Source organism: Nostoc sp. 106C (genome assembly GCF_002154725.1).
Lineage (GTDB): Bacteria > Cyanobacteriota > Cyanobacteriia > Cyanobacteriales > Nostocaceae > Aulosira.
The window spans coordinates 1-21,785 of record NZ_MTAW01000203.1 but is presented as its reverse complement, the minus strand read 5'-3'; the positions used below and the strand labels follow the sequence as shown (position 1 = coordinate 21,785).

Sequence of the window (21,785 nt, the reverse complement as noted above, 5' to 3'; positions counted from 1 at the left end):
TATTCTACTCAACGATCGGGGAACTCTTAATTATAAGAACTTAGGAAACATAAAAAAGCAACATCATGCAGTTTCAGCAGCATAGTAGCTATGGCCATGAAGCAAAAGCTCATACATAACTCTATTGGTTCTAGGCTATTTTTCCACGTATTGAGTGGTGCCTTAGTAGGATTAGGTAGCATGTCGTTCTTCTTCTATCAAGCACTAGAAAGTCGGGCTAAAGATGAAATTAAAGGTAATTTAAGCACACAAGTCAAGTCAGTTGAGGGATCGCTGGCTAGAGTAGAACAGTCTATGCGTAACCTATCTGCTGCAGTTAAAACTATCCACCATCAAGGTATTAAAGATCCACAAACCTATAAACAATTAGTTTTTGATATCTTCCAAGAACGATCGCCTCTAACAATGGGGCTTGGTATTGGTCAAACATCTTACCAACTTGTGCCACATAATCAATGGTATTGGCCATACTTTTATATCGATCAAAAAACTTCTGGTCAGATAGGTAAAGTTTTACCAAAACCCTATGATAATGTCCGTTATGCAGAACTTTTTAAGGACGATAACTACCAGAAGCAAAGTTATTATCAGAAAGTTGTAAAAGCGAGAAAAGATATCTGGTATGAGCCTTATAAATGGTATGGGCTGACTTTAACAACTTATACAGGCCCTATAATTGATGATCATAACAATTTAATTGGTGTAACGGGATTAGATATCAATGTAACCGCTATAGGTGAAAAAGTAAAAGTTCCTGTAACAAGAGGAGGCGGTTATTTTGTTATTTTAAGCGAACACGGAAATTTACTGGCATATCCTCCAGAACCAGAGAAAGCCAAGTCACTGGCTACCTATAAGGACATACCAGAGTTGAGGAATATATGGCAGAAAATTGAAGCCGATGATGATGGATTTATCCAAGACAGGGGTAAATACTGGGTGTTTCAAAAGGTGAAAGGAACAAACTGGTTGATGCTAGCAGTAGTACCCCAGTCGGTTGTATTAGCCCCAGTATTATCTATTGCAGTTGGCGGTGCTTTAGGCGCTGGTACGGTACTAGCATTAGTCGTAACTTTATTTATCCGTCAACTCAATAATCGTTTGCAACCCATTCTTGAAGAGTGCCAGAAGCTAGCAGAAGCTGATGCCCAAAGAGCACTTCGTTTGAGTCAAGATGGTACAGTAGTTGCGAATCATCACAAGTTCCAAAATTTTGAGTCGCATAATTCCGATGAAATAGAAATTTTGGCACAGTCTTTTAAGCAAATGACACTTCAATTAAAGGAGTCATTCGAGGACTTAGAATTTCGAGTTGAGGAACGCACAGTTGAACTTAAGGAAGCCAAAGAATTAGCTGATAGTGCCAATCGTGCCAAGAGCGAATTTCTTGCTAACATGAGCCATGAACTACGCACGCCTCTGAACGGAATTTTAGGATATGCACAAATTCTGCAAGCTTCAAAAAATCTGACAGAGAAACAGCAGAAAGGTATCAATATTATTAATCAATGTGCCTCACACCTTTTAACTCTAATTAATGATATTCTTGACCTCTCCAAAATCGAAGCTCGGAAAATGGAATTGTATCCTACAAGTTTTCATTTTCCTTCTTTTCTCCAGGCAGTTTCTGAAATTTGTCGCATTAAAGCTGAACAAAAGGGTATTAACTTTGTTTATCAACCAGATGAGCAACTGCCAATGGATATTCAAGCCGATGAAAAACGCTTGCGTCAAGTTTTGATTAATTTACTAGGTAATGCTATCAAATTTACTGAGAAAGGTACTGTCACATTTAAAGTTAAGTTTCAATATAGTAAAAATCGTACTAAGGACAAACCATCAACCTACCATATTCGCTTCGTGGTAGAAGACACTGGTGTAGGTATGACTAGCGAACAACTAGAAAAAATTTTTTTACCTTTTGAGCAAGTAGGTAATGTAAAAAAACAATCCGAAGGAACTGGATTAGGATTAGCTATTAGTCAGAAAATTGTTGAGATCATGGGTGGAAATATAGAAGTAAAAAGCCAACCAGAAAAAGGTAGTATCTTCTGGTTTGATGTAGAAGTCCCTGAATCAATAGAATGGGCAGATAAATCTAAAGTTTCTCAACAAGGAAAAATTTTTAGTTTTAAAGGCGAAAAGAGAAGAATTCTTATAGTAGACGATCACTGGGAAAATCGCTCTGTATTAGTTAATCTATTGGAACCCATTGGTTTTGAAATTTTAGAGGCTGAAGATGGTCAAGAAGTACTAGAGAAAATTGCTGAATTTGTACCTGACTTGATAATCACTGATATTAATATGCCAGTCATGAATGGATTGGATATGATACAAAATTTGCGAAATTCCCCGAATTGGGGAGATTTGAAGATAATTGTATCATCAGCAAGTGTTTTTGACTCTGATAAGCAGAGGAGTTTAGATGCTGGCAGTGATGACTTTCTTCCTAAACCTGTGCAAGCATCTGAGCTATTTGAAAAATTACAGAATTATCTAAATTTAGAATGGATTTATGAAGAAACTCTAACATCATTACCAATGACAAAAGAAATAGTTCTTCCTCCAATTGAAGAACTCCAACAGTTATATGAACTAGCTTTAAAAGGTAGAATAAAAGCTATACAAAACCAATTAAGTAAACTAGAACAAAAGGATAGGATGTTTATACAATTTACTCAAAAAATTCAAGCTTTAGCTCAAAGTTTTCAAATAGAAGAAATTCAAGCTGTTATAGAAAAATATATAAATACTTAAAAGATTCAGCAGCACAGGCTTATTTTTATTAACTCTTATTTCTACTACGCAGGCTAATCATAGTTTTCTCACTTTTATAATATATCGATTTTCAAAAAATTCAATTAAATAAGAATTTAAAGATAAAAAGATGCAAAACCAAGATACAAATTTAATATTAATCGTTGACGATACTCCTACAAATTTAGAAGTACTTTCGGAAGCTCTTACAGAAGCAGGATTTGATGTGGCAGTTGCAACTAACGGGGAAAGTGCAATTAAGCAAGTTGAATATGACCCACCAGAACTGATTTTGTTAGATGTAATGATGCCAGGAATTGACGGATTTGAAACATGCTCTAGATTAAAGGCAAATCCAAAAACACAACATATTCCGATCGTTTTTATGACTGCCCTTACTGACCCAGTAGATAAGGTTAAGGGTCTTTCTTTAGGTGCTGTGGACTATATTACCAAGCCATTTCAGCAACCAGAGGCCTTAGCCCGTATTCAAATTCACCTAAAGCTGCAAAATATTAGTAGAGCTTTGGAAAAACAAAATGGACTTCTTCAACAAGAAATTGAAGAACGAGCTGCAACCGAATTGGCTTTGCAGAAACTTACTCAAGAATTAGAACAACGAGTGGCAAAAAGAACAAAAGAACTCTCTCAAGCACTGCACGATTTACAAAAAGCTCAAGTTAAGCTAATTGAGACAGAAAAATTAACTACATTAGGTCAGTTAGTTGCAGGTGTTGCACATGAAATTAATAATCCAATCAATTTTATACATGGCAATCTTGAACATGCAAGTTGCTATATTAGGGATTTGTTAGAACTCATCAACCTCTATCAGACTCAATTTCCTCAACCCACTCCAGAGATATTAAAGAAAAGCAAAGAAATCGATCTAGAGTTTCTCAGCTTAGATTTACCAAAAATTGTCTCTTCAATGGCACTCGGAACTCAAAGGATTCAGGAAATAGTCCAATCTTTTCGCAATTTCTCTCGCCATGATGAAGCTGAAGTCAAAACAGTCGATATCCACGAAGGGTTAAATAGTACGCTAATGATGATTGACCATCGCTTGAAGGCGAAACCAGGCTATCGAGCTATTCAAGTAATTAAAGAATATGGTAATTTACCTCCAGTTGAGTGCTTTGCGGGGAAAATGAACCAGGTTTTTATGAATGTCCTTAGCAATGCAATTGACGCTTTGGAAGAGTTAATGGGGAATACCGAGACTTTTGGTTCTAGCCTATCGCCGATAATTCGGATTCATACAGAGATTATCGGAAGCGATCGCATTGCGATTCGGATTGCTGATAATGGGCCAGGAATCACAGCAGCAGTCCAAAAGCGATTGTTCGATCCTTTCTTCACAACTAAACCTGCGGGTAAAGGAACAGGGTTAGGGATGTCGATTAGCCATCAGATTGTAGTTGAAAAACACAATGGCTCGTTGTACTGTATCTCTAATCCGGGAAAAGGTGCAGAGTTTGTAATTGAAATTCCAATTCACCAAAAAAACTTGTCTGCTTCTATTTGGTGTGAAAGTCTGGATTTATCTCAAAACTCTATACAGAGTCAAGCATCTCCTTTCATAGCTCAGATATAGGCATTACCTAGTAGCATGGATGATACGGACAGTAGAGAAATTAGGAAAAATGCCTAGCATCTGTAATTTTCATATCAAGTAATATTGCTTATTTATGTGATGAATACCTCTTATTTACAACTGGAGTTTAGATTTATCTAGATTAATCTTGTTACTATTTGCGAGATAGGCATCCATTGCGAACTTGTACTACGGGATGATTGCACCTGCGAACTAATTGTTCATCGTGGGTAGTAACAATTACTGTTGCGCCAAAGGAATTTAACTTTTGGAGAATTTGTATTACTTGCCAAGAATTATCTGGATCGAGGTTTCCCGTGGGTTCATCTGCCAAAAGCAGTGGTGGTGTTCCAACAATCGCCCTAGCAATGCTCACCCGTTGTTGCTCTCCACCAGAAAGTTGATCTGGAAAGCAATCAGCTTTAGAAAGCAAACCTACCAGCTTTAATGTCGGTTCTAAACGGCGTTGGATTTCTTTGCGGGTATACCCTTGAGCTTGTAGTACAAAAGTCACATTTTCTGCCACTGTGCGTTGGGGAATTAGTTTGTAGTCTTGAAACACAATGCCAATGCGTCGCCGCAGCAATGACAAGCGATCGCCTCGCATATCCGCCATGTTGCACTCATCAACAATCACTTCGCCCTGTGTGGCTAACTCTTGGCCATACAGTAGTTTCAACAGAGTTGATTTCCCAGAACCACTTGGTCCTGTGATAAATAAAAATTCTTTCTTTTTTACTTCTAAGTTCACATCCAACAAAGCATGACAGCCGTTGGTGTAGGTTTTTGTGACTGAACACAATTGCAAGATTGCAGCACTATTGCTACTATGCTTTTGGTTGTCATTGTCCTCTTTAGGAACAACTTTGTGATTCGTTGGCTGATTCGTTAATACTGGCATTACTGAATTGTTAGAAATGAGATCCAAGATTTGAAATTCCATACAAAATAATGATTCCCAGGCATGACCTAGGAATCACAAATTTCCAAACAAAAATCTCAGTTTTTTGAGCACCTTAATACTAAGTAATTACCACTAACAACTCGGGACTCAGAGTTTTTCTGCCAGTAACTAACTAATTGCACCTCTTGCAGTCAAGTGATAAACAAAAGCTTTGAGAGCAAACTCTGGCAAAGCCAACATCCGCCGCCAGCGCCAAGGCTCTTGATAAAGGCGATACAGCCACTCTAAATTATTATTTCCTAACCAAGCCGGAGCGCGGGTTTTCGTCCCAGACCAAATATCGAAACTACCACCAACACCAATCCAAATTGCTTGCGGACACAGATAGCGGTTTTGAGCAATCCATAACTCTTGACGTGGTACTCCCAAACCCACAAAAATGACTTGTGGCTGCAATTGGCTGAGAGTTTCTCGCAATTTTTCTTCTTCTTCGGGAGAATGGTAGCCAGAGTGAGTCCCTGCTATGTTCAAACTAGGAATTTGTCGTTGGCAAAACTCTGCTGCTTTTGCGGCTACCCCAGGTGCTCCTCCATAGAAAAACACCTTAGTGCTTGTATGCTGTTGTCCTAGTTCTCGTAAGAGTGTTTCTGCTAGTTCAATACCAGGACAACGTTGCACTTTTTGCCATAATAGCCATCGCAAATACAGAACTACTCCTGCTCCATCTGGAATGACTAACTCAGCATTTTGAATGATTGTAGCTAAGGAACTATTACGCTCTGCCTGCATAGTCATTTCTGCATTGAGCGTAACCACATGAGTTCCTCTACCTTGTTGCAGGCATTCTATTAACCAGCTTGGATAGTTAGCCATCACATGAACTGGTATTCCCAACACTGAAAACGCTTTAGGCGGTTTAGACATAGCTGATTTTTACTTAGGCTCACACCACAGTCTCACGAACGTTAGTCTATCAAATTTTTTAATATATTGGCTGTTGTAATTTTAGCAACATATAATTCGTTTCTGGCATCGATAAAACTAAGTAAATTATCTTCCGAGGGTGATTCAAAAGCTTGTATGAAGACTGTATATTGATTATATATAGTAATAAATATATCTTATATAAAATAGGTAGTTAACTAAGTAATAAGACTAATGCAATTGTTAAAAGCTAGATGAGCAAAAAAATTTGCAGCTTTTTATTCAGCAGATGTTTGAATAAATGTCAGCAGTCGCTAAAGATAACGCAAGCCTCATCCTAGCCAGTATACTCTTAGCATAAGGTCGTTAGTTTCAAGCTAACTCCTTTTGGGGAAACTACTCTACCCGAAGTCGCTTTGAGGAAAATAGTTCACCTGCAATCTAAACATATTGGGAATAGCTCGCTTTGTCTATGAGCTTTTGTCAGCCTATATCAATAGCAAGCATAATTTCACTAATTGAGCCAAACCCTTAGAGTTAGGGTCTATCCCTCTTGATTCTATTATTGAATAGTAATGTTCCCTAAGGAAGTGAATGCTGTGGTACTGGTAATGCCTTTGCGTGTTAGCTTGGCTCACAAAGCACTTCTACAGTTTTGTACAGATCTCTTACAACTGCATCTCCTACAGGTTCTAAGTAAACTCGGTTTTACAGTTAAGGTAGTGTAACGGGCGGAAGTTGACTATGAGTAGAATTCGTATTGCTCTAATTGAAGATCATGACCTCACCCGTGTGGGTATTCGGACAGCACTACTGCAAAAAGAAGAAATTGAAGTTGTAGGAGAAGCTGCCAATGCTGCGGAAGGTCTAAAAATGCTCAAAACGCTACAACCGGATATTGCGATTGTCGATATTGGCTTACCAGATAAAGATGGCATTGAGCTGACACGTGAGTTGAAGTCGACTAGTGGCGCAGAGTTAAGAACTAAGGTGTTAATTTTGACACTACGTGATAACAAAGAAGCAGTACTAGCAGCTTTTGCAGCTGGGGCTGATTCTTACTGTATGAAGGATATTAAATTCGATAATTTGCTGGAAGCAGTGCGAGTAACTTACAATGGCAACGCTTGGATCGATCCTGCGATCGCCAGGATTGTATTACAACAAGCACAACAAAATCCAGCAAAACAAGATACAGTATCATTAAATACAAAATCTCACATTAATAATTCTGAGTCTGGGGAGACTCAGGAGCATATAGATCCTTACATCCTCACAGAAAGAGAATTAGAAGTGTTACAGTTGATTGTCGAAGGTTGTAGCAATGCAGTGATCGCAGAGAGACTTTACATCACAGTAGGGACGGTGAAAACTCACGTCCGGAATATTTTGAACAAGTTGTGTGCTGACGATCGCACCCAAGCCGCAGTTCGCGCCTTGCGTTCTGGGCTGGTCGGGTAGCATTAACTCTAGAAATTTAGCCTCTCAAGCATATTTTCAGAGAAATTTACAGCTTTAACAGAAATATTCAGTTCAAAGTGGGTAACTTCTCTAATAGAGTTAGTTTTTGATTATGCCATTATTTATTAAGTGTGATAAAAATTACACTAATTTGTCATTCAAGTATCTAAAAAGTTAAAGTCAAATATGACTGAAATAGAGGTATGCAAACTTAAGCTCATGGTGGTAGATGATGAGCCGGATAACTTAGATTTACTCTACCGCACTTTTAGACGAGATTTTGAAGTATATCAAGCCAATCATGCCCTTAGTGCACTAGAAATCCTAGACAAAGAAGGCGAGATGGCTGTGATTATTTCTGACCAAAGAATGCCAGAAATGAACGGCACTGAATTCTTGAGCCGCACAGTAGAGCGTTTTCCAGATACAATTCGCATTTTGCTGACTGGGTTTACTGATGTTGAAGACTTGGTGGATGCAATTAACTCAGGTCAGGTATTCAAGTACATCACTAAACCTTGGAATCCCCAAAGGCTGAAAGCGCTTGTTGAACAAGCTACTGATACCTATCGTTTAGTTAAGCAACGCACTCAAGAGTTGCGCCGCGCTTTGCGGCGAGAATCTTTGTTTAATGCTGTAACCACAGCAATCCGAGAGTCGTTAGATTACGACAGCATGTTGCAAAAGATTGTAGCAACTATTGGAGAAGCATTTGAAACTACTTGTTGCTTTCTCAAACCAGTAGAGGGCGATTGCCTAACATCAGATCTGTTCTCCTACCAAGATCCTAATTTCAATACCTCAAATTTCGTTTTCGACCCTGGCTATTTAATTGAAAAAGTGCTGGAAACTCGTCAGTATCAACTTACTCAAAGTACAGATGAGAGTAACCCTTGGCACCAACTGGTTGTGCCTTTGTCTTACCAGCAACACCTGCTAGCTGTTCTTGCCCTTTATCAAAGAGGACACGATCATTCCTGGCAAGATGAAGACATTCAACTAATTGCCGGCGTTGCTGAACAAGCAGCCTTAGCCCTTTCCCAAGCAAAACTATATCAGCGCCTCCAAGAAAAACAGCACCAAATCAGAGCTGAATTAGAAGTAGCTCGCCAAATTCAAAATAACCTGCTACGACAAAGTTTACCTGAAATTAAGGGCGTGAAAGTGCAAGCTTGCTGCTATGCGGCTCGGGAAGTAGGAGGAGATTTTTTTGAAGTGTTTGTTCATCCGAAAGGGAACTTATGGCTAGCAGTAGGTGATGTTTCCGGTAAAGGTGTGCCAGCAGCTTTGTTCATGGCTAGTGCGATTTCGGTATTACGGCGGGAATTATCTCAAGAAACCCCAGCTGAGCCGAATATAGTTATGCAGAATCTTAATCATGCTATGTGCGATGACTTGATTAGCAACAATTGCTTTATCACACTCGTCCTAGCTTGTTATAGCCCAAGCACGAAAGAACTAGTCTATGCCAATGCTGGTCACATCTATCCTTTACTATGGGCGTCACCCACGACTGCGGACGCACAACCCCATTATCTCAAGGTTCGTAGCGTTCCCTTAGGTATCTTACCTAAGTGGCAGGCAGAGTCTGGTCGCTTAGTACTGAATCCTAAAGATACCCTGCTGTTAGCTAGTGATGGAATTACTGAGGCAATGGTATCAAATACTGTATTTAACTGTAAAAATGCTGAAGATGGCGGTCAGCCCTTTAGCCGATCTATGCTGAATCAAGACGGACTTTGGCAACTGTTACAACAGGAACCAAAACCACTCTCTCTTGGCAATTTACTCACTCGCATCCAAGCAAACAACCCAGTTCAAGAAGACGATCAAACTATACTCTCAATGGAGGTTTTGTAAGTAATGAAAAGTGAGCTGCATGTACCAAGTGACTTAAATTTTTTAAATATCGTTGAAAACTGGTTGCTGGGATGCTTGAAAATCCAGTTAGGAGAATCGGTTGATTGGTCACGGCAATCAAGTCGTTTGCGACTAGCTTTGGTTGAAGCCTACTCTAATGTAGTGCGTCATGCCCACAAAGAACAGGCTAATTTGCCAGTTTTACTACGTTTAGAACTGAAAGACCGGGATCTCGCTTTAGAAGTATGGGACTATGGCGAAGGCTTCGATATGTCTACTTACTTTCCGCCAAACCCTCTAGAAAAACAAGAAGGTGGCTACGGTTGGCTGATTATGAATCGTTTGATGGATAAGGTAGAGTATCAGTTGCAAGTAGATGGTGCTAACTGTTTGAAGTTAGAAGCTACCTTACCAGAACTAGTTACTTGAAACTCCCTGTGTGCTCATCAGAACTATCGCTAGCCAAAGTTAAAACAATTCAAAATTCAAACAAGAATTTTTGTACTTACTGGTAGTGAATTAACTTGGCTGCTAGCTAATTAATCGCGACGCAACGCAAGTAACTCTTGAGGAGAAGCTAAAAGCTTAATTTTGGCTGCTGTAATTTGTCGTTGTTGATTGAGTATAAATACCCATAAAACGTTAACACTACACCAGGAAGTTTTGGCTTTGCCTGCTACCTGAACTTGAATTTGCTCATTTTCTAAAATCTCGGTAATTCCTTTGTGTGGATCGGCTTTAATATCCTGAGCCTCTTTTTCTAGATATCCAGCGATCGCATCTGGACCGACAAAACCAGATTCAAATGGTGGATACATAGTACCATCTTCTGCAAACAAGGCAGCTGTTGCCGCAAATTCTCCTGCATTCAAACTTTGAAAGTAACGCAGTATGCTGCTTTCTGTAATTCCCTCTATTGAGAATTCTTCGGTGACATTTTCCACAACACTTGGCTGTGTCATAAAATTTCCTTGATTACGCTAGCTAAAGATTAATTTCACGCCAAAAGCAGGTAAAAAAAAAGCTGCTAATGGGATAGATTCTTAATTTCAAAGTAATTCTTCCTCTGGATGGAGGTTGTAAATCTGTGGCGCATCTACACTATAAATTTTTAGCGTTGCATAATTAATGCCCCCATTTTTGACTTGCGTACTCACCTTTACCGTATCAGTGGTGTAGGCTTTACTCGCACTGACAGTATTGGAGTGTTAAATATCCTCACAACAAAAACTTAACCTAATATCTTTAAATACTGACTGTAAACAATAAAAACGACAATTCCAACGAAAATAAACAAGGTTAAAGTAGCTATTAAACCACGGTATCGAGAGATAATATCAAGAACTACTAGTAGCCAGAATAAGGCAGTCTCAACTGCGCTAGCAATGAACAAAAGTATGAGATTTAGTTGAGTCTTTTGAGCCTGAAAACCTAAAGTAAGCCCTATGCCTAAAGAACCACCTTCAAGACGAGGGGACAATATTCTAAGCTGCGACTGTACTAAGTTAACTACTAACCAAATAATTACTATGCCTCCTATTAGTGTCAATACAACAGCAAGTCCTTTAAATAATCGATTTATAAGCATCATTTTTTGCTTTTAGAAGAAAATTTTGACCTAATGATAAGTATCGTTAATTTCAAAGACATCACCGAATTCATTGAAAGGACAGATACCACAATGTACGGACTCGCCGCCTAACAGATTACAAAACATCTGCATAAAATCTTGTCCCGCAGCATGAGCTGAGTCTTTTTCACAAGTCCCACAACAACAGAGAAAATATTAAAGATTGAAAGTGCTTAGCCTGCAATTATCAAAGGTTGCTAACACTCAATTGCTGGGAAGACTTGCAACATTCTGGGTTGCTTTATATTTCGGATTATTTATTAATAAACTGGAAATAAAAGTTATTTAACAGTGCTATTGGCTGTATGCATTATAATCAAATAGGCATAGATTAAGCAAAATTTACCTAAGATAAATGAGTAAATATGCCGTAATCAGCAGCGATGCGATCAAAGAAAAAGCCAAAGAGTTAGGGTTTCACAAAGCTGGAATTGCTGCTGTAGATGGGGTAGATGAGACAGCGGCGCAGCGGTTGCAAGCATGGATATCACTAGGATATAACGCTGACATGGAATGGATGGCTAACCCGAAGCGTCAGGATATTCGCTTAGTAATGCCAGAAGTGCGATCGCTTGTTTGTGTGGCTCTGAATTACTACACACCTCATCAACATCCTAAAGGTGAGGAATACGCCAAGATTTCTCGCTATGGCTGGGGGAGAGATTATCACAAGGTGATGCACAAGAAACTCAAGGCATTGAGTACTTGGCTACAATTACTTGGTGAAGGTATTCAGGCTCGTTATTATGCAGATACAGGCCCCGTACAGGATAAAGTATGGGCACAAAAAGCTGGTATTGGTTGGATTGCCAAGAACGGAAATGTGATTACGCGAGAGTATGGTTCGTGGGTATTTTTGGGAGAGATTTTTACTAATCTGGAACTAGAAAGCGATCGCCCATCTACAGAACATTGTGGAACCTGTACTCGCTGTCTTGACGCTTGTCCTACTAATGCAATTACTAGTCCTTATGTAGTAGATGCTAATCGCTGCATTGCATATCATACGATTGAAAATCGGGCAGAAAAATTACCAGAAACAGTCAAATCAAATTTACAAGGCTGGGTTGCAGGTTGTGATATCTGCCAAGATGTTTGCCCGTGGAATCTACGTTTCGCCCAGGGCACTGATGTGGCAGAATTTAATCCTTATCCTGGGAATCTGGCACCCAAACTGATAGAATTAGCAGAAATCACAGATGAGGAGTGGGAGCAACAATTTCCGGCCTCAGCCTTGCGGCGGATTAAACCAGAAATGTTACGACGTAATGCCCGTGCTAATCTAGACGCATCTAGGCAACAGAATGACGCAGAAAGTAATTATTTTTGATTTTGATGGCACGATTGCAGATACAGTACATGCTCTTGTAAGTATTGCTAATCGTTTGGCTTTAGAGTTTGATTATGTACAAATAACTCCTCAGGAGTTAGCTCTCCTCAGAAACTTAACTTCTCGAGAAATTATTAAGTACTCAGGTATTTCTGTTTTAAAGATTCCTTTTTTACTTAAAAAAGTTAAATCTGAATTAAAAAATAAGATTCATGAATTTAAACCTATACCAGGCATGAAAGAAGCCTTAATCGAACTTAAGGCTCACGGGTATAAACTTGGAATTATCACTTCTAATTCTAAAGATAATGTAACTGAATTCCTCAAAATCAATGATTTAGGTAGTTTATTCGACTTTATATATTCAGGCGTTACAATTTTTGGCAAAACAACTATCATCAATAATGTATTAAGGCAAAAGCAACTTAAACCCCAAGAAGTTATTTATGTTGGAGATGAAACCAGAGATATAGAAGCATCGAAAAAAGCTAATATCAAGGTGATTGCAGTCACTTGGGGATTTAATTCACCAGAAGTTCTAGCCAAACAAAAACCAGACTTTTTGATTCACCATCCGAGTGAGCTTTTAAGAATTTTAATTAATCAATAGTCAAAGTAATTAGTAGTTTTGAACTACAGCTATCGTAAGGGCACAGCAATGCTGTGCCCTTAGCCCGTAGGTTATGTACCTGAAAATAGCTGTGATTGGAAGTCCTTTATAACTAAGGACTTTTGACTATTGATTGAAGTTAATTTTTTGATTGGCCCTTTTCTAAAGCTTTTTCTACTAAATCATCATCGACGTTAGTTACACCTTCTGTTTTAGAACCACCAACGTCCTTAGCCATATCTGCATAATCATCAGGATTACCAGTTGCTTGCGCTTCAGTTCTGACTTCTTCTGGTTTTGAAACTTCGTGTTGAGGCGCTGTTGCTGCTTGGGCTGCTTTAGCACCTTCACCTGTGCGGTCAACCTCACTTACACTAAATTGCTGTGCAGCCGCGTAATCAGCTTCAAAGTCTACCTTTGGCGCTTCTTCTTCGCCAGCAGCTATGTTTTCAGCTGCTAATTGTGCGTCATGGGTAGGAGCTTCGTTGACATTGGGCTTTACTTCATCAGGCATAAATCACTCCTAGGTATTTTTTACTTGCTGAAGTCATCGTATCAAAGCCATCTGTCATATCATTGGCACCTTGGGAGATATTCTTACTTCTATTAAAAGATAGATAAAATCTGCAAGTTGCGCATAATAAATCTCTTTCCATTGGGGGTAGATTCTAATTCTTAAACTCTGTTAACCCTAAGTTTAATAAGTTAAATTGCCTTGGAGATTAACAATGACAGCTAGCCAAGATAAAAACATTTCTCAAGCTCTGACTAATGAAACTCAAAAAACAGTAGAAGCTTTTAATGCCTTAGATACCGACGCTAAATTAGCATGGCTGTATTTTGTTTATGAAAAAATGGGGGATTCTATTACTCCCGCTGCGCCTGCTGCTGCCGAACCTAATTTAGCACCAATCTTGCTAGGAGATTATTTGGAGTTATCAGATGAAGAGCAATTGGCGATTATGCGCCAAATTGTTAATCGCGAGGCTACAGATTATTCTCGTGCATATGGCGCTATAAAAGAAAATAATCAGCTATTGGTCTGGTATGCTTGGGCTGTAGGTATGGGAGATAAGATAGTTGATATCCCAGACGATTATGAAACTACAGATAGTATTGACAATCTACTTTCCCAACTTGAAGGATTAGAATTTGAAGAGCAAATTTCTGTGCTGCGAACGATCGCAGGCAATATGGGCTACAGTGATGTCAAGCCTATTGAAACACAAGCACAAACTGGCAAAACATCAAGTTTGTAATTGGTAACGATGTCAAGGCTAATAACTATAAACCAGTTATTAGCCATAAAAACATAAGATTTAGTGTTTAATAAACAGAAATATATTTTGATGTTAAATTCGTAATTAATAATTGCTCCAAAATGATATTATTTTATATCTAATGGTCATTAACTAGCCATTTACCAACTACTTTCTCCAAGCAAGTTTCTAGTTTTTTAAAACCAAGTTGTTGGTAAAAATCTACAACATCATCAGTAAATAAACAGACGTGTTGACCAGGCAATTCATCTAATAGTATTCGCATCATTGTACTAGCAATTCCTTGGCGACGGTAAGGAGTGAATGTCCAGACATCAACGATGTAAGCATTACAAATACCATCCGATAGTACACGTGCTGTACCAATGATGCGTAAACGCGTAGCGGTTTGTCTATGACATCGCCTGCATAAGCAATGCAAGTACGATAACTATTGGTAAAGGATATTTTGAGTTGCTCAGGAGTTCTGCCGTTGTCAAAGTTATCCTGACTGAGTGTGGCTTTCATCTCCTCCCAATCGACATTTTCTAAATGAAGTTTGTAGGTAATCACAATAGTTCACGATGCAGCCAAATGAGTTAAATCGGCTGGAGTTAAATAAGAGTGAACAACTTCACCATCGCGGAACCAAACAATACGCTGAGTTTGACGCGCCACATCTGGTTCATGGGTGACCATAACTACTGTAATTCCACTGGCGTTCAATTCGCTAAATATATCCATTACTTCTTGGGTAGTGCGTGAATCTAGTGCGCCAGTAGGTTCATCGGCTAGGAGGACGACGGGACGGTTGACAATGGCCCGGGCGATCGCTACTCTTTGTTGTTGTCCACCAGATAGTTGAGTGGGTTTATTGTTGAGACGCTTTTCTAAGCCGACTTTAATCAAGGCTTCGGTAGCGCGATCGCGTCTTTCGTTAGCATTGATTCCAGCATACGCCATTGGCAGCATGACATTTTCTAGGGCTGTGAGTTGAGGTAATAGGTGGAATTGTTGAAATACAAACCCTAGTTTGATGTTGCGAATGTGCGCCAATGCTTTATCTTCCATTTGCGCTACATCAAGGTTATCTAGATAGTAACTCCCAGAGGTGGGGCGATCTAGACAGCCGATAATATTCATGGCTGTGGATTTACCGGAACCAGAAGGGCCCATAATTGAACAATACTCGCCTTCATTAATAGTCAAATTCACATCATTGAGTGCTTTGACTTCAGTTTCACCACTACCATAGATTTTATAGATATTTTCTAAACGAATGATTGGTGATTTGTTATATGTCATTTGTCATTTGTTATTTGTCATTGGGTATTTGTCATTCGTTGTTTGGCAAGAAGGCAATAGGCAAAAACATTTCAGATTGCTTCGCTGCGCTCGCAACGCTTCGCGATTTTGAATTGTTTATCTCCCTTATGTCCTACTGCGTTTGGTGATTAACCAACCCAAGGCGATAAATAACAATGTAGCAAAAAAACTTAAAAGCAAGGATGCGTAAAAGGGATGAGGTTGGTTATCAGGAGATATAGCTGCTAAAGGCTTGTTGAGTTTGTCGATATGTTGGACGACTACACTGGAGATTATTGCACCGCCACCAAAGCCGATGCCTAAGATTTGAATTGTCCGTTCTAAAGAGCGATCGCTCTCGGCTTGTTGTGTTTCTACTATACCTCGGATAGTATCAACCAGTTGCCCAAATAGTTCTTTACCTGGAGCAAGATAGTTAATATCTGTTTGGATTTGTTCTTGCCATTTATGACAGTCTTTTTGCAGAAAATCTTGCCAGGATTGGGGACTGTTCCCGTTACCAATAGTTTGAATTTTATCTAAGCAAATTTTGTAATTAGTAATGTTAGTAGTAATTGCTGTGTGGTGCGTTTGTAAATCTTGCAAACATTGGGTGTAATCAAAGCTTTTTTGGGGAATCTCTGCCATTAAGCTTTTTAAGTCAGTTAATTGGATTTGCGAGTTACTTTGCAGGCTGTTAAATTTTTGTATTTTCTTTTCTAAATCGCTATAAATTGTTCTCGCTTCTCGGTAGCGTTGACGAGCTAGGTGGTAAATGTAAAGTATTTTATGATAGCTACAAAGTAAATTTAGCAACCAATCATAGGCAGTTTCTGCAAGTGTTACTGTTGAAGACTGACTATTGTTGATTATTATTGAAATCTGACATTGTTTAGCTGGATTATCTGGTTCATTGGGGTCAAGTGCTTGGTATTCAAATAACAGACTACCAAAAAGTTCTCCTTTATTTATCTGCACCGGATTTAAATTTGTACCTGCTACTAAAGCTGTAGTAAATTGTTGAGCTAGTGCGTCACAATCTTCATTTGGATTTACTTCTCCATAAATCCATAATGTTTGCCCTAAAGATGGTTTAATATTAGCTGGTAGTAGGGAAATTGGCTTAAAATGTTGCAGTTTTGGTATATCAATTGAGATGTTTGGTGATTCTGGAAACAGAGTTAAATCAACTGCGTAGGTATCGTTAAGCAAAAAAGGCTGAAGATTAGCATTAATTTTAAAGCCATCTGTTGTTGGCAGACTACCTAAATCTAAACTTCCCGCATCAGTTAACCATTCTGTTTTTCTTCCTTGTTCACGCTTGGGTTCGTATACATTATTTTGATAACAAATTAATTTTGAGCGTAAATCTTTCAAGCCAATAAATAAAAGCGCATTTTCACCTACTTTCGCCAGATTTTCCCACAATAGATTAGCATCTGTCACAACTTCATCGGGAAGTTCAGTTAGGGTGTGGCGGAGATGAAAAGCATAGAGGCTGAGGCTGAAATTCTTCACGGTTGTTGCTGAGATTGTTGCTTGTCAGATAAAGGAGAGTTCTTTTTTATAGTATTCTCTATAAGTTCTTTAGATGATGGGCTAGGTTGGTTTGGTGGAGTTGGCGATTTACTTCCACCTATTCCTAAATTTATATTTAAATCGATAGGGTGTGAAGAACTGATTAATTTTAATTGCTGTCTGTAAGCTTGGAGAATTTGACTACGGGATTCTGGTTGCAACCAATTTTCAATGAATTCGGCAATTTCCTCTTTATCTGCTGACAAATTACTAGAAATTTGCTGCAATTCAGCCCAGTCGTCGGTGGAAATCACATCAGGTTGCAGTTCAATTACTTCAATAAAAGCCTGGATATTATTGTCGTAAATTGACATCGCTTAAACTCCTTTACCTATAGCACAAAAAGCAGACCAATAATAAGGCGATTCAAAGGGTTTATAAGTTTTATCTTTATCTATCTCAATTTGAGTAAAGTATTTATCCAGTTCTATCTGCCAAACCAAACTTAGTAGTGATTTACTCAGCCAATCTCGAAATCCTGTTGCTGTAGTATCCCTTAGCCATCGTTGCGCTGTATTTAAAGCTAATGTAATATTATTTTGCTGCTGTAATTCTTCGTAAAATTTAATCATCAATAATGCAGTAGCTGTAGCATTCACAGCCCAGAGGCTACTAACTACATTGGTACTACCTGCTAATAAGAAGCCACTGGGTAAACCAATGTATTCATCACTAGTGCTTGTGAAATCTGTAATACCAGTTTCGCAAGCTGAAAGAGTGACTAGGCGACAGTTTTCTAGTTTGAAGTGAGTAATGATATCTGCTAAAGTCAGGTTTCCATCAGCTAACTGTAAACCAGAATCTAGGGGAGACAGAGGATTAAAGTAACCGTGACAGAAGAAAAAGGCACAGTTAGCCTTGAGCAATTCTTTATTTAGTGTCACATTGTTGATATTTTCATTGAAGTTGAATATTGCTGCTTTTTTGGCTTTGTCTTGCTTCAAAATATAAGAATCAGAAAACTGTTTATTAATAGCTGCAACTGCTCCTAAATCTTTTTCATAGTCTTGATATAAGTCTTCAGTCGGATTTTGGATGGCAAACAAAGATTGAAAATCAGGGCGTTGGCGGAGTTGTAATTGTTGTAGCAATTGGCAACTAGGGGCATAGCCTACACCATTGGAAAATAAATCTATTAAGTATGATTGCCCTACAGGTAAAGTATGGAGAGGATACGAGTGCAAATAGCGATGGGGAATGAGAATTAGTCTGTCGCAGTGTTTAGGTATATAGGCTAATATTTCCTCTATATGCAGAATTTCTGCTAACTTTTTCAGGCGTTCTTCTAGCTGATCCTGCCATTGATGGTTTTGGTTATTTTCTACGTATGCGGCGTAGTCCCTGATATATTCAATTTGCCAATCCCACAGAGAGTTTAAGTCTTCTGGTTGAGATTGCCAGAAATTTACTTCTTGTCCATTAGACTGGATAACAAACGTGAAAATTCTCTCTCTAGCGATATACCATTCTATAATCGCTGTGTTGTTATTCAAAGTTGCTTGGAATAAGTCAAAATTAAAACCAGAACCAATAGGCAAGTATTGATCTTGTAATTCTTGGCGTTTGGTTCGTAACTCTTGAAGATATTGATCTAGGGCTGTTGGATTTTCAGCTTTGCCATTTTGGAGTTGATACTGACTTATTGCTATTTCGTTTCGCAGTTGCTCTAGTTGAGTTACAACTTGTTGAGGGAAGAAGGTGTTGAGATCGCGGTTGAGAATAAGTTCAACTAAGTTACGGTTTTTACTCCGCTCAACGTATTCAATCGCTTCTTTAATATTGCCTAATTTTAGGCAAACTTCTACCATGCGTCTATAAAGTTTGTTCCATGCTTCTGCTTGTTTACGCTTTGCCTCTTCAGAAACAATTTCTCCTTGCAAAGATTCCACTATTTTTATGGATGCAGCCAACTTACTGTAAGCTAAATCAAATTGATTTGCTTCTTGATAGACAATACCCAGCATGAATAAAGTTTGGACATGATCGTAAGGAAAAACAGTACGGGTGTAAACTTCCAGTACAGCAGTAAAAGCAGTTATCGCTCGTTCTAAATTCTCAGCTTTATTTCCTCTGATTCTGTAAAGGTAAGTATTCCCCAGATTAGATTGCGTCATTGCCCAATCATCTGGAAAAGCGCTACGGGTAGAAACTTCCAGTGCCGCAGTATAAGCAGCGAGCGCCATTTCAATATTCTCGGCTTGCTCACCTAATATTCTTTGACTGTAAGCACCACCCAAATTATTTTGCGTCTTTGCCCAATCTTGAGGAAAGGCGTTACGGGTACGAACTTCTAGTGCCGCAGTATAAGCAGCGATCGCCATTTCAATATTCTCGGCTTTCTCACCCAATATTCTTTCTCTGTAAGCAGTACCCAGATTATTTTGTGTCATTGCCCATTTTTCGGCAAAGGCACTACGGGTATGAACTTCTAATGCCTTAGAAAAAGCTGCGATCGCCATTTCAATATTCTGGACTTGCTCACCTAATATTCTATTTGTGTAAGCAGTACCCAAATTATTTTGGGTATCTGCCCAGTATTGGGGAAAGGCACTACGGGTACGGATTTCTAATGCCCCAGAAAAAGCTGCGATCGCCATTTCAATATTTTGGACTCGCTCACCTAATATTCTGTCACGGTAAGCCAGTCCTAGATTATTTTGCGCTAATGCCCAATTTTCGGGAAAGGCGCTACGGGTATAAACTTCCAGTGCAGTAGTATGAGCTGCAATCGCTCGTTCTAAATTCTCGGCTTTATTACCCAATATTCTGTCATAATAAGCCAGTCCTAGATTAACTTGCGTTTTTGCCCAATTTTCGGGAAAGGCGTTGCGGGTGAAAACTTCTAGTGCAGCAGTATAAACCGCGATCGCAATTTCGATATTTTCAGCTTTAGCTCCCTCGATTCTTTCGCGGTAAGTATTACCCAGATTATATTGGGTATCTGCCCATTTTTGGGGAAAGGCGTTGTAGGTGAAAACTTCCATTGCTTCAGAAATAGCTGCGATCGCAATTTCAATATTCTCTGCTTTCTCGCCCAATATTCTCTCGTGGTAAGCAGTTCCCAGATTATTTTGCGTCTCTGCCCAATTTTGGGGAAAGGTGTTGCAGGTGAAAACTTCTAGTGCAGCAGTATAAGCCGCGATCGCAATTTCGATATTTTCAGTTTTATCTCCCCTGATTCTCTTGTGATAAGCAAATCCCAGATTATGTTGCGTCTCTGCCCAATTTTGGGGAAAGGCGTTGCAGGTGAAAACTTCCATTGCCCCAGACAATGCTGTGATCGCAATTTCTACATTTTCGGCTCTATCTCCCCTAATTCTATCGAGGTAAGCACATCCTAGATTATATTGCGTCATTGCCCATTTTTCTGGGAAGACGTTGCGATTGCAACCATCGAGTACACCAGTGTAAGTAGCGATCGCAATTTCGATATTTTCAGCTTTATCTCCCCTGATTCTATCAAGGTAAGCATTACCTAGATTATTTTGCGTATTTGCCCATTGTTCGGGAAAGCTGGTGCGATTACAAACACCAAGTACAGCAGTGTAAGTAGCGATCGCAATTTCTATATTCTCGGCTTTATCTCCCCTGATTCTTTTAAGGTAAGCATTACCTAGATTATTTTGCGTATCTGCCCATTGTTCGGGAAAGCTGGTGCAAGTACGAACTTCTAATGCACCTGAGAAAGCTGCGATCGCAATCTCTATATTTTCAGATCGCTCTCCTAATATTCTCTCAAAGTAAGCAAGCCCTAGATCATTTTGTCCCCTTCCCCATTCTTGGGGAAAGGTACTACGTGTGTAAACTTTTAAGGCGGCGTTCCAAGCTGCGATCGCCATTTCGATATTCTCGGCTCTATCTCCCTTGATTTTGTAATAGTAGGCATTGGCCAAATTATTTTGCATATCTGCCCAATTGTGGGGAAAAGCATTGCGGGTATAAACTTTTAGTGCGGCAGTGCAAATAACAATAACCATTTCGATATTCTCGGCTTTATCTCCCCTGATTCTGTGAAAGTAAGCAGCCCCCAGATTTCTTTGCGTTTGTGCCCAATTTTGAGGAAAAGCAGTTTGGGTATGAACTTCTAGTGCAGCAGTATAAGCAGCGATCGCTTGCTCTATATTTTCGGCTCTATCTCCTAAAATTCTTTTAAGATAAGCATTACCCAGCTTATATTGCGTATCTGCCCAACCTTCGGCAAAGGCGCTGCGAGTAAGAACTTCCAATGCACCTGAGAAAGCAGCGATCGCTTGTTCGATGTTTTCAGCTTGCTCTCCTAAAATTCTCTCACAGTAAGCAATCCCCAGACTATATTGCACTAATGCCCATAGTTCAGGAAATCTGCTGCGAGTAACTTCTAGTACGTTTATATAAGCAGCGATCGCCAACTCCAGATTCTCGGCTTTTTCACCTAATATCCTTTTAAGGTAAGCCTCCCCCAGATTATATTGTATGATTGCCCATTCTTGGGGAAAGGCAGTACGGGTATGAATTTCTAATGCTCCAACAAAAGCTGCGATCGCTTGCTCTATATTTTCGGCTCTATCTCCTAAAATTCTTTTAAGATAGG

General features: G+C 39.2%; 19 protein-coding genes. 8 read left to right on the top strand and 11 right to left on the bottom strand.

The annotated features are described in order from the left end of the window. The first annotated feature begins 90 nt into the window (after window positions 1-90). Window positions 91-2,757, top strand: a complete 2,667-nt coding sequence (locus BV375_RS30765; RefSeq protein ID WP_086767602.1) for a hybrid sensor histidine kinase/response regulator — start codon at window positions 91-93, stop codon at window positions 2,755-2,757. A gap of 130 nt (window positions 2,758-2,887) precedes the next feature. Beyond that, window positions 2,888-4,354: a response regulator gene (locus BV375_RS30760; protein WP_086767600.1), complete on the top strand. Its 1,467-nt coding sequence runs from the start codon at window positions 2,888-2,890 to the stop codon at window positions 4,352-4,354. Between the two features lie 154 nt (window positions 4,355-4,508). Here BV375_RS30760 and ftsE read toward each other — a convergent pair whose 3' ends face one another. Both ftsE and BV375_RS30750 read right to left on the bottom strand, forming a co-directional pair. Beyond that, window positions 4,509-5,255: a cell division ATP-binding protein FtsE gene (gene ftsE, locus BV375_RS30755; protein ID WP_086767614.1), complete on the bottom strand. Its 747-nt coding sequence runs from the start codon at window positions 5,253-5,255 to the stop codon at window positions 4,509-4,511. 171 nt (window positions 5,256-5,426) lie between these two features. Continuing rightward, window positions 5,427-6,182, bottom strand: a complete 756-nt coding sequence (locus tag BV375_RS30750) for a WecB/TagA/CpsF family glycosyltransferase (protein WP_086767597.1) — start codon at window positions 6,180-6,182, stop codon at window positions 5,427-5,429. Window positions 6,183-6,926: 744 nt separating this feature from the next. On the opposite strand from BV375_RS30750, the gene BV375_RS30745 reads away from it, so the two are divergent. The 3 genes from BV375_RS30745 (at window position 6,927) to BV375_RS30735 (ending at window position 9,932) form a co-directional block, all read left to right on the top strand. Next, entirely contained in the window at window positions 6,927-7,643 is a 717-nt protein-coding gene (locus BV375_RS30745) for a response regulator transcription factor (protein WP_086767595.1), read from the top strand. Window positions 7,644-7,829: 186 nt separating this feature from the next. Beyond that, window positions 7,830-9,503, top strand: coding sequence for a SpoIIE family protein phosphatase (locus BV375_RS30740; RefSeq protein ID WP_086767593.1), 1,674 nt, complete (start codon window positions 7,830-7,832; stop codon window positions 9,501-9,503). Between the two features lie 3 nt (window positions 9,504-9,506). After that, on the top strand, window positions 9,507-9,932 hold the full coding sequence (locus BV375_RS30735; RefSeq protein WP_086688415.1) for an anti-sigma regulatory factor: 426 nt from the start codon (window positions 9,507-9,509) through the stop codon (window positions 9,930-9,932). Window positions 9,933-10,042: 110 nt separating this feature from the next. On the opposite strand, the gene BV375_RS30730 is transcribed toward BV375_RS30735, so the two are convergent. Together BV375_RS30730 and BV375_RS30725 are read right to left on the bottom strand one after the other, a co-directional pair. Continuing rightward, complete coding sequence (locus BV375_RS30730) at window positions 10,043-10,465, bottom strand: ketosteroid isomerase family protein (RefSeq protein ID WP_086767591.1); 423 nt, start codon at window positions 10,463-10,465, stop codon at window positions 10,043-10,045. A gap of 269 nt (window positions 10,466-10,734) precedes the next feature. Further along, window positions 10,735-11,094, bottom strand: a complete 360-nt coding sequence (locus BV375_RS30725; protein ID WP_086767589.1) for a hypothetical protein — start codon at window positions 11,092-11,094, stop codon at window positions 10,735-10,737. A 394-nt stretch (window positions 11,095-11,488) separates the two neighbouring features. Here BV375_RS30725 and queG point away from each other — a divergent pair, with 394 nt between their 5' ends. Continuing rightward, window positions 11,489-12,463 carry a tRNA epoxyqueuosine(34) reductase QueG gene (gene queG / locus BV375_RS30720; protein ID WP_086767587.1) on the top strand — a complete coding sequence of 325 codons (975 nt, stop codon included), beginning with the start codon at window positions 11,489-11,491 and terminating at the stop codon, window positions 12,461-12,463. Next, window positions 12,438-13,073, top strand: a complete 636-nt coding sequence (locus tag BV375_RS30715) for an HAD-IA family hydrolase (RefSeq protein WP_086767585.1) — start codon at window positions 12,438-12,440, stop codon at window positions 13,071-13,073. Before queG ends, BV375_RS30715 begins: the two co-directional genes overlap by 26 nt. Before the next feature lie 139 nt (window positions 13,074-13,212). Here the strand turns inward: BV375_RS30715 and BV375_RS30710 are convergent, their stop codons facing one another. Beyond that, the gene (locus BV375_RS30710) at window positions 13,213-13,587 is read right to left on the bottom strand and encodes a hypothetical protein (RefSeq protein ID WP_086688420.1); all 375 of its coding nucleotides are present in this window, start codon (window positions 13,585-13,587) and stop codon (window positions 13,213-13,215) included. Between the two features lie 214 nt (window positions 13,588-13,801). Between BV375_RS30710 and BV375_RS30705 the strand changes: the two genes are divergently transcribed. Then, entirely contained in the window at window positions 13,802-14,332 is a 531-nt protein-coding gene (locus tag BV375_RS30705; protein ID WP_086767584.1) for an orange carotenoid protein N-terminal domain-containing protein, read from the top strand. A gap of 139 nt (window positions 14,333-14,471) precedes the next feature. On the opposite strand, the gene BV375_RS30700 is transcribed toward BV375_RS30705, so the two are convergent. From BV375_RS30700 to BV375_RS30680, 6 genes are all read right to left on the bottom strand, one after another. Further along, complete coding sequence (locus BV375_RS30700) at window positions 14,472-14,675, bottom strand: GNAT family N-acetyltransferase (protein WP_243714105.1); 204 nt, start codon at window positions 14,673-14,675, stop codon at window positions 14,472-14,474. After that, window positions 14,618-14,905 (bottom strand): hypothetical protein, encoded by a 288-nt coding sequence (locus BV375_RS38460; RefSeq protein WP_243714106.1) that lies wholly within the window; start codon window positions 14,903-14,905, stop codon window positions 14,618-14,620. The genes BV375_RS30700 and BV375_RS38460 overlap by 58 nt, the downstream gene beginning before the upstream one ends. 6 nt (window positions 14,906-14,911) lie before the next feature. Continuing rightward, the gene (locus BV375_RS30695; protein WP_086767582.1) at window positions 14,912-15,637 is read right to left on the bottom strand and encodes an ABC transporter ATP-binding protein; all 726 of its coding nucleotides are present in this window, start codon (window positions 15,635-15,637) and stop codon (window positions 14,912-14,914) included. A 126-nt stretch (window positions 15,638-15,763) separates the two neighbouring features. Further along, window positions 15,764-17,155: a hypothetical protein gene (locus BV375_RS30690; RefSeq protein ID WP_086767580.1), complete on the bottom strand. Its 1,392-nt coding sequence runs from the start codon at window positions 17,153-17,155 to the stop codon at window positions 15,764-15,766. Continuing rightward, window positions 17,152-17,529: a hypothetical protein gene (locus tag BV375_RS30685; protein WP_086767578.1), complete on the bottom strand. Its 378-nt coding sequence runs from the start codon at window positions 17,527-17,529 to the stop codon at window positions 17,152-17,154. Before BV375_RS30685 ends, BV375_RS30690 begins: the two co-directional genes overlap by 4 nt. Window positions 17,530-17,532: 3 nt before the next feature. Further along, the coding region (locus tag BV375_RS30680) for a CHAT domain-containing protein (protein ID WP_086767576.1) at window positions 17,533-21,785 on the bottom strand (4,253 nt) is incomplete at its 5' end.

What these genes read in the sequence shown, in the direction of transcription:
- BV375_RS30685 (WP_086767578.1), bottom strand. Translation starts at nt 17,529, where the DNA reads ATGTCAATTTACGACAATAATATCCAGGCTTTTATTGAAGTAATTGAA.
- BV375_RS30735 (WP_086688415.1), top strand. Translation starts at nt 9,507, where the DNA reads ATGAAAAGTGAGCTGCATGTACCAAGTGACTTAAATTTTTTAAATATC.
- BV375_RS30740 (WP_086767593.1), top strand. Translation starts at nt 7,830, where the DNA reads ATGACTGAAATAGAGGTATGCAAACTTAAGCTCATGGTGGTAGATGAT.
- ftsE (WP_086767614.1), bottom strand. Translation starts at nt 5,255, where the DNA reads ATGCCAGTATTAACGAATCAGCCAACGAATCACAAAGTTGTTCCTAAA.
- BV375_RS30750 (WP_086767597.1), bottom strand. Translation starts at nt 6,182, where the DNA reads ATGTCTAAACCGCCTAAAGCGTTTTCAGTGTTGGGAATACCAGTTCAT.
- BV375_RS30760 (WP_086767600.1), top strand. Translation starts at nt 2,888, where the DNA reads ATGCAAAACCAAGATACAAATTTAATATTAATCGTTGACGATACTCCT.
- BV375_RS30710 (WP_086688420.1), bottom strand. Translation starts at nt 13,587, where the DNA reads ATGCCTGATGAAGTAAAGCCCAATGTCAACGAAGCTCCTACCCATGAC.
- BV375_RS30745 (WP_086767595.1), top strand. Translation starts at nt 6,927, where the DNA reads ATGAGTAGAATTCGTATTGCTCTAATTGAAGATCATGACCTCACCCGT.
- BV375_RS30695 (WP_086767582.1), bottom strand. Translation starts at nt 15,637, where the DNA reads ATGACATATAACAAATCACCAATCATTCGTTTAGAAAATATCTATAAA.
- queG (WP_086767587.1), top strand. Translation starts at nt 11,489, where the DNA reads ATGAGTAAATATGCCGTAATCAGCAGCGATGCGATCAAAGAAAAAGCC.
- BV375_RS30765 (WP_086767602.1), top strand. Translation starts at nt 91, where the DNA reads ATGGCCATGAAGCAAAAGCTCATACATAACTCTATTGGTTCTAGGCTA.
- BV375_RS30705 (WP_086767584.1), top strand. Translation starts at nt 13,802, where the DNA reads ATGACAGCTAGCCAAGATAAAAACATTTCTCAAGCTCTGACTAATGAA.
- BV375_RS30715 (WP_086767585.1), top strand. Translation starts at nt 12,438, where the DNA reads ATGACGCAGAAAGTAATTATTTTTGATTTTGATGGCACGATTGCAGAT.
- BV375_RS30725 (WP_086767589.1), bottom strand. Translation starts at nt 11,094, where the DNA reads ATGATGCTTATAAATCGATTATTTAAAGGACTTGCTGTTGTATTGACA.
- BV375_RS30730 (WP_086767591.1), bottom strand. Translation starts at nt 10,465, where the DNA reads ATGACACAGCCAAGTGTTGTGGAAAATGTCACCGAAGAATTCTCAATA.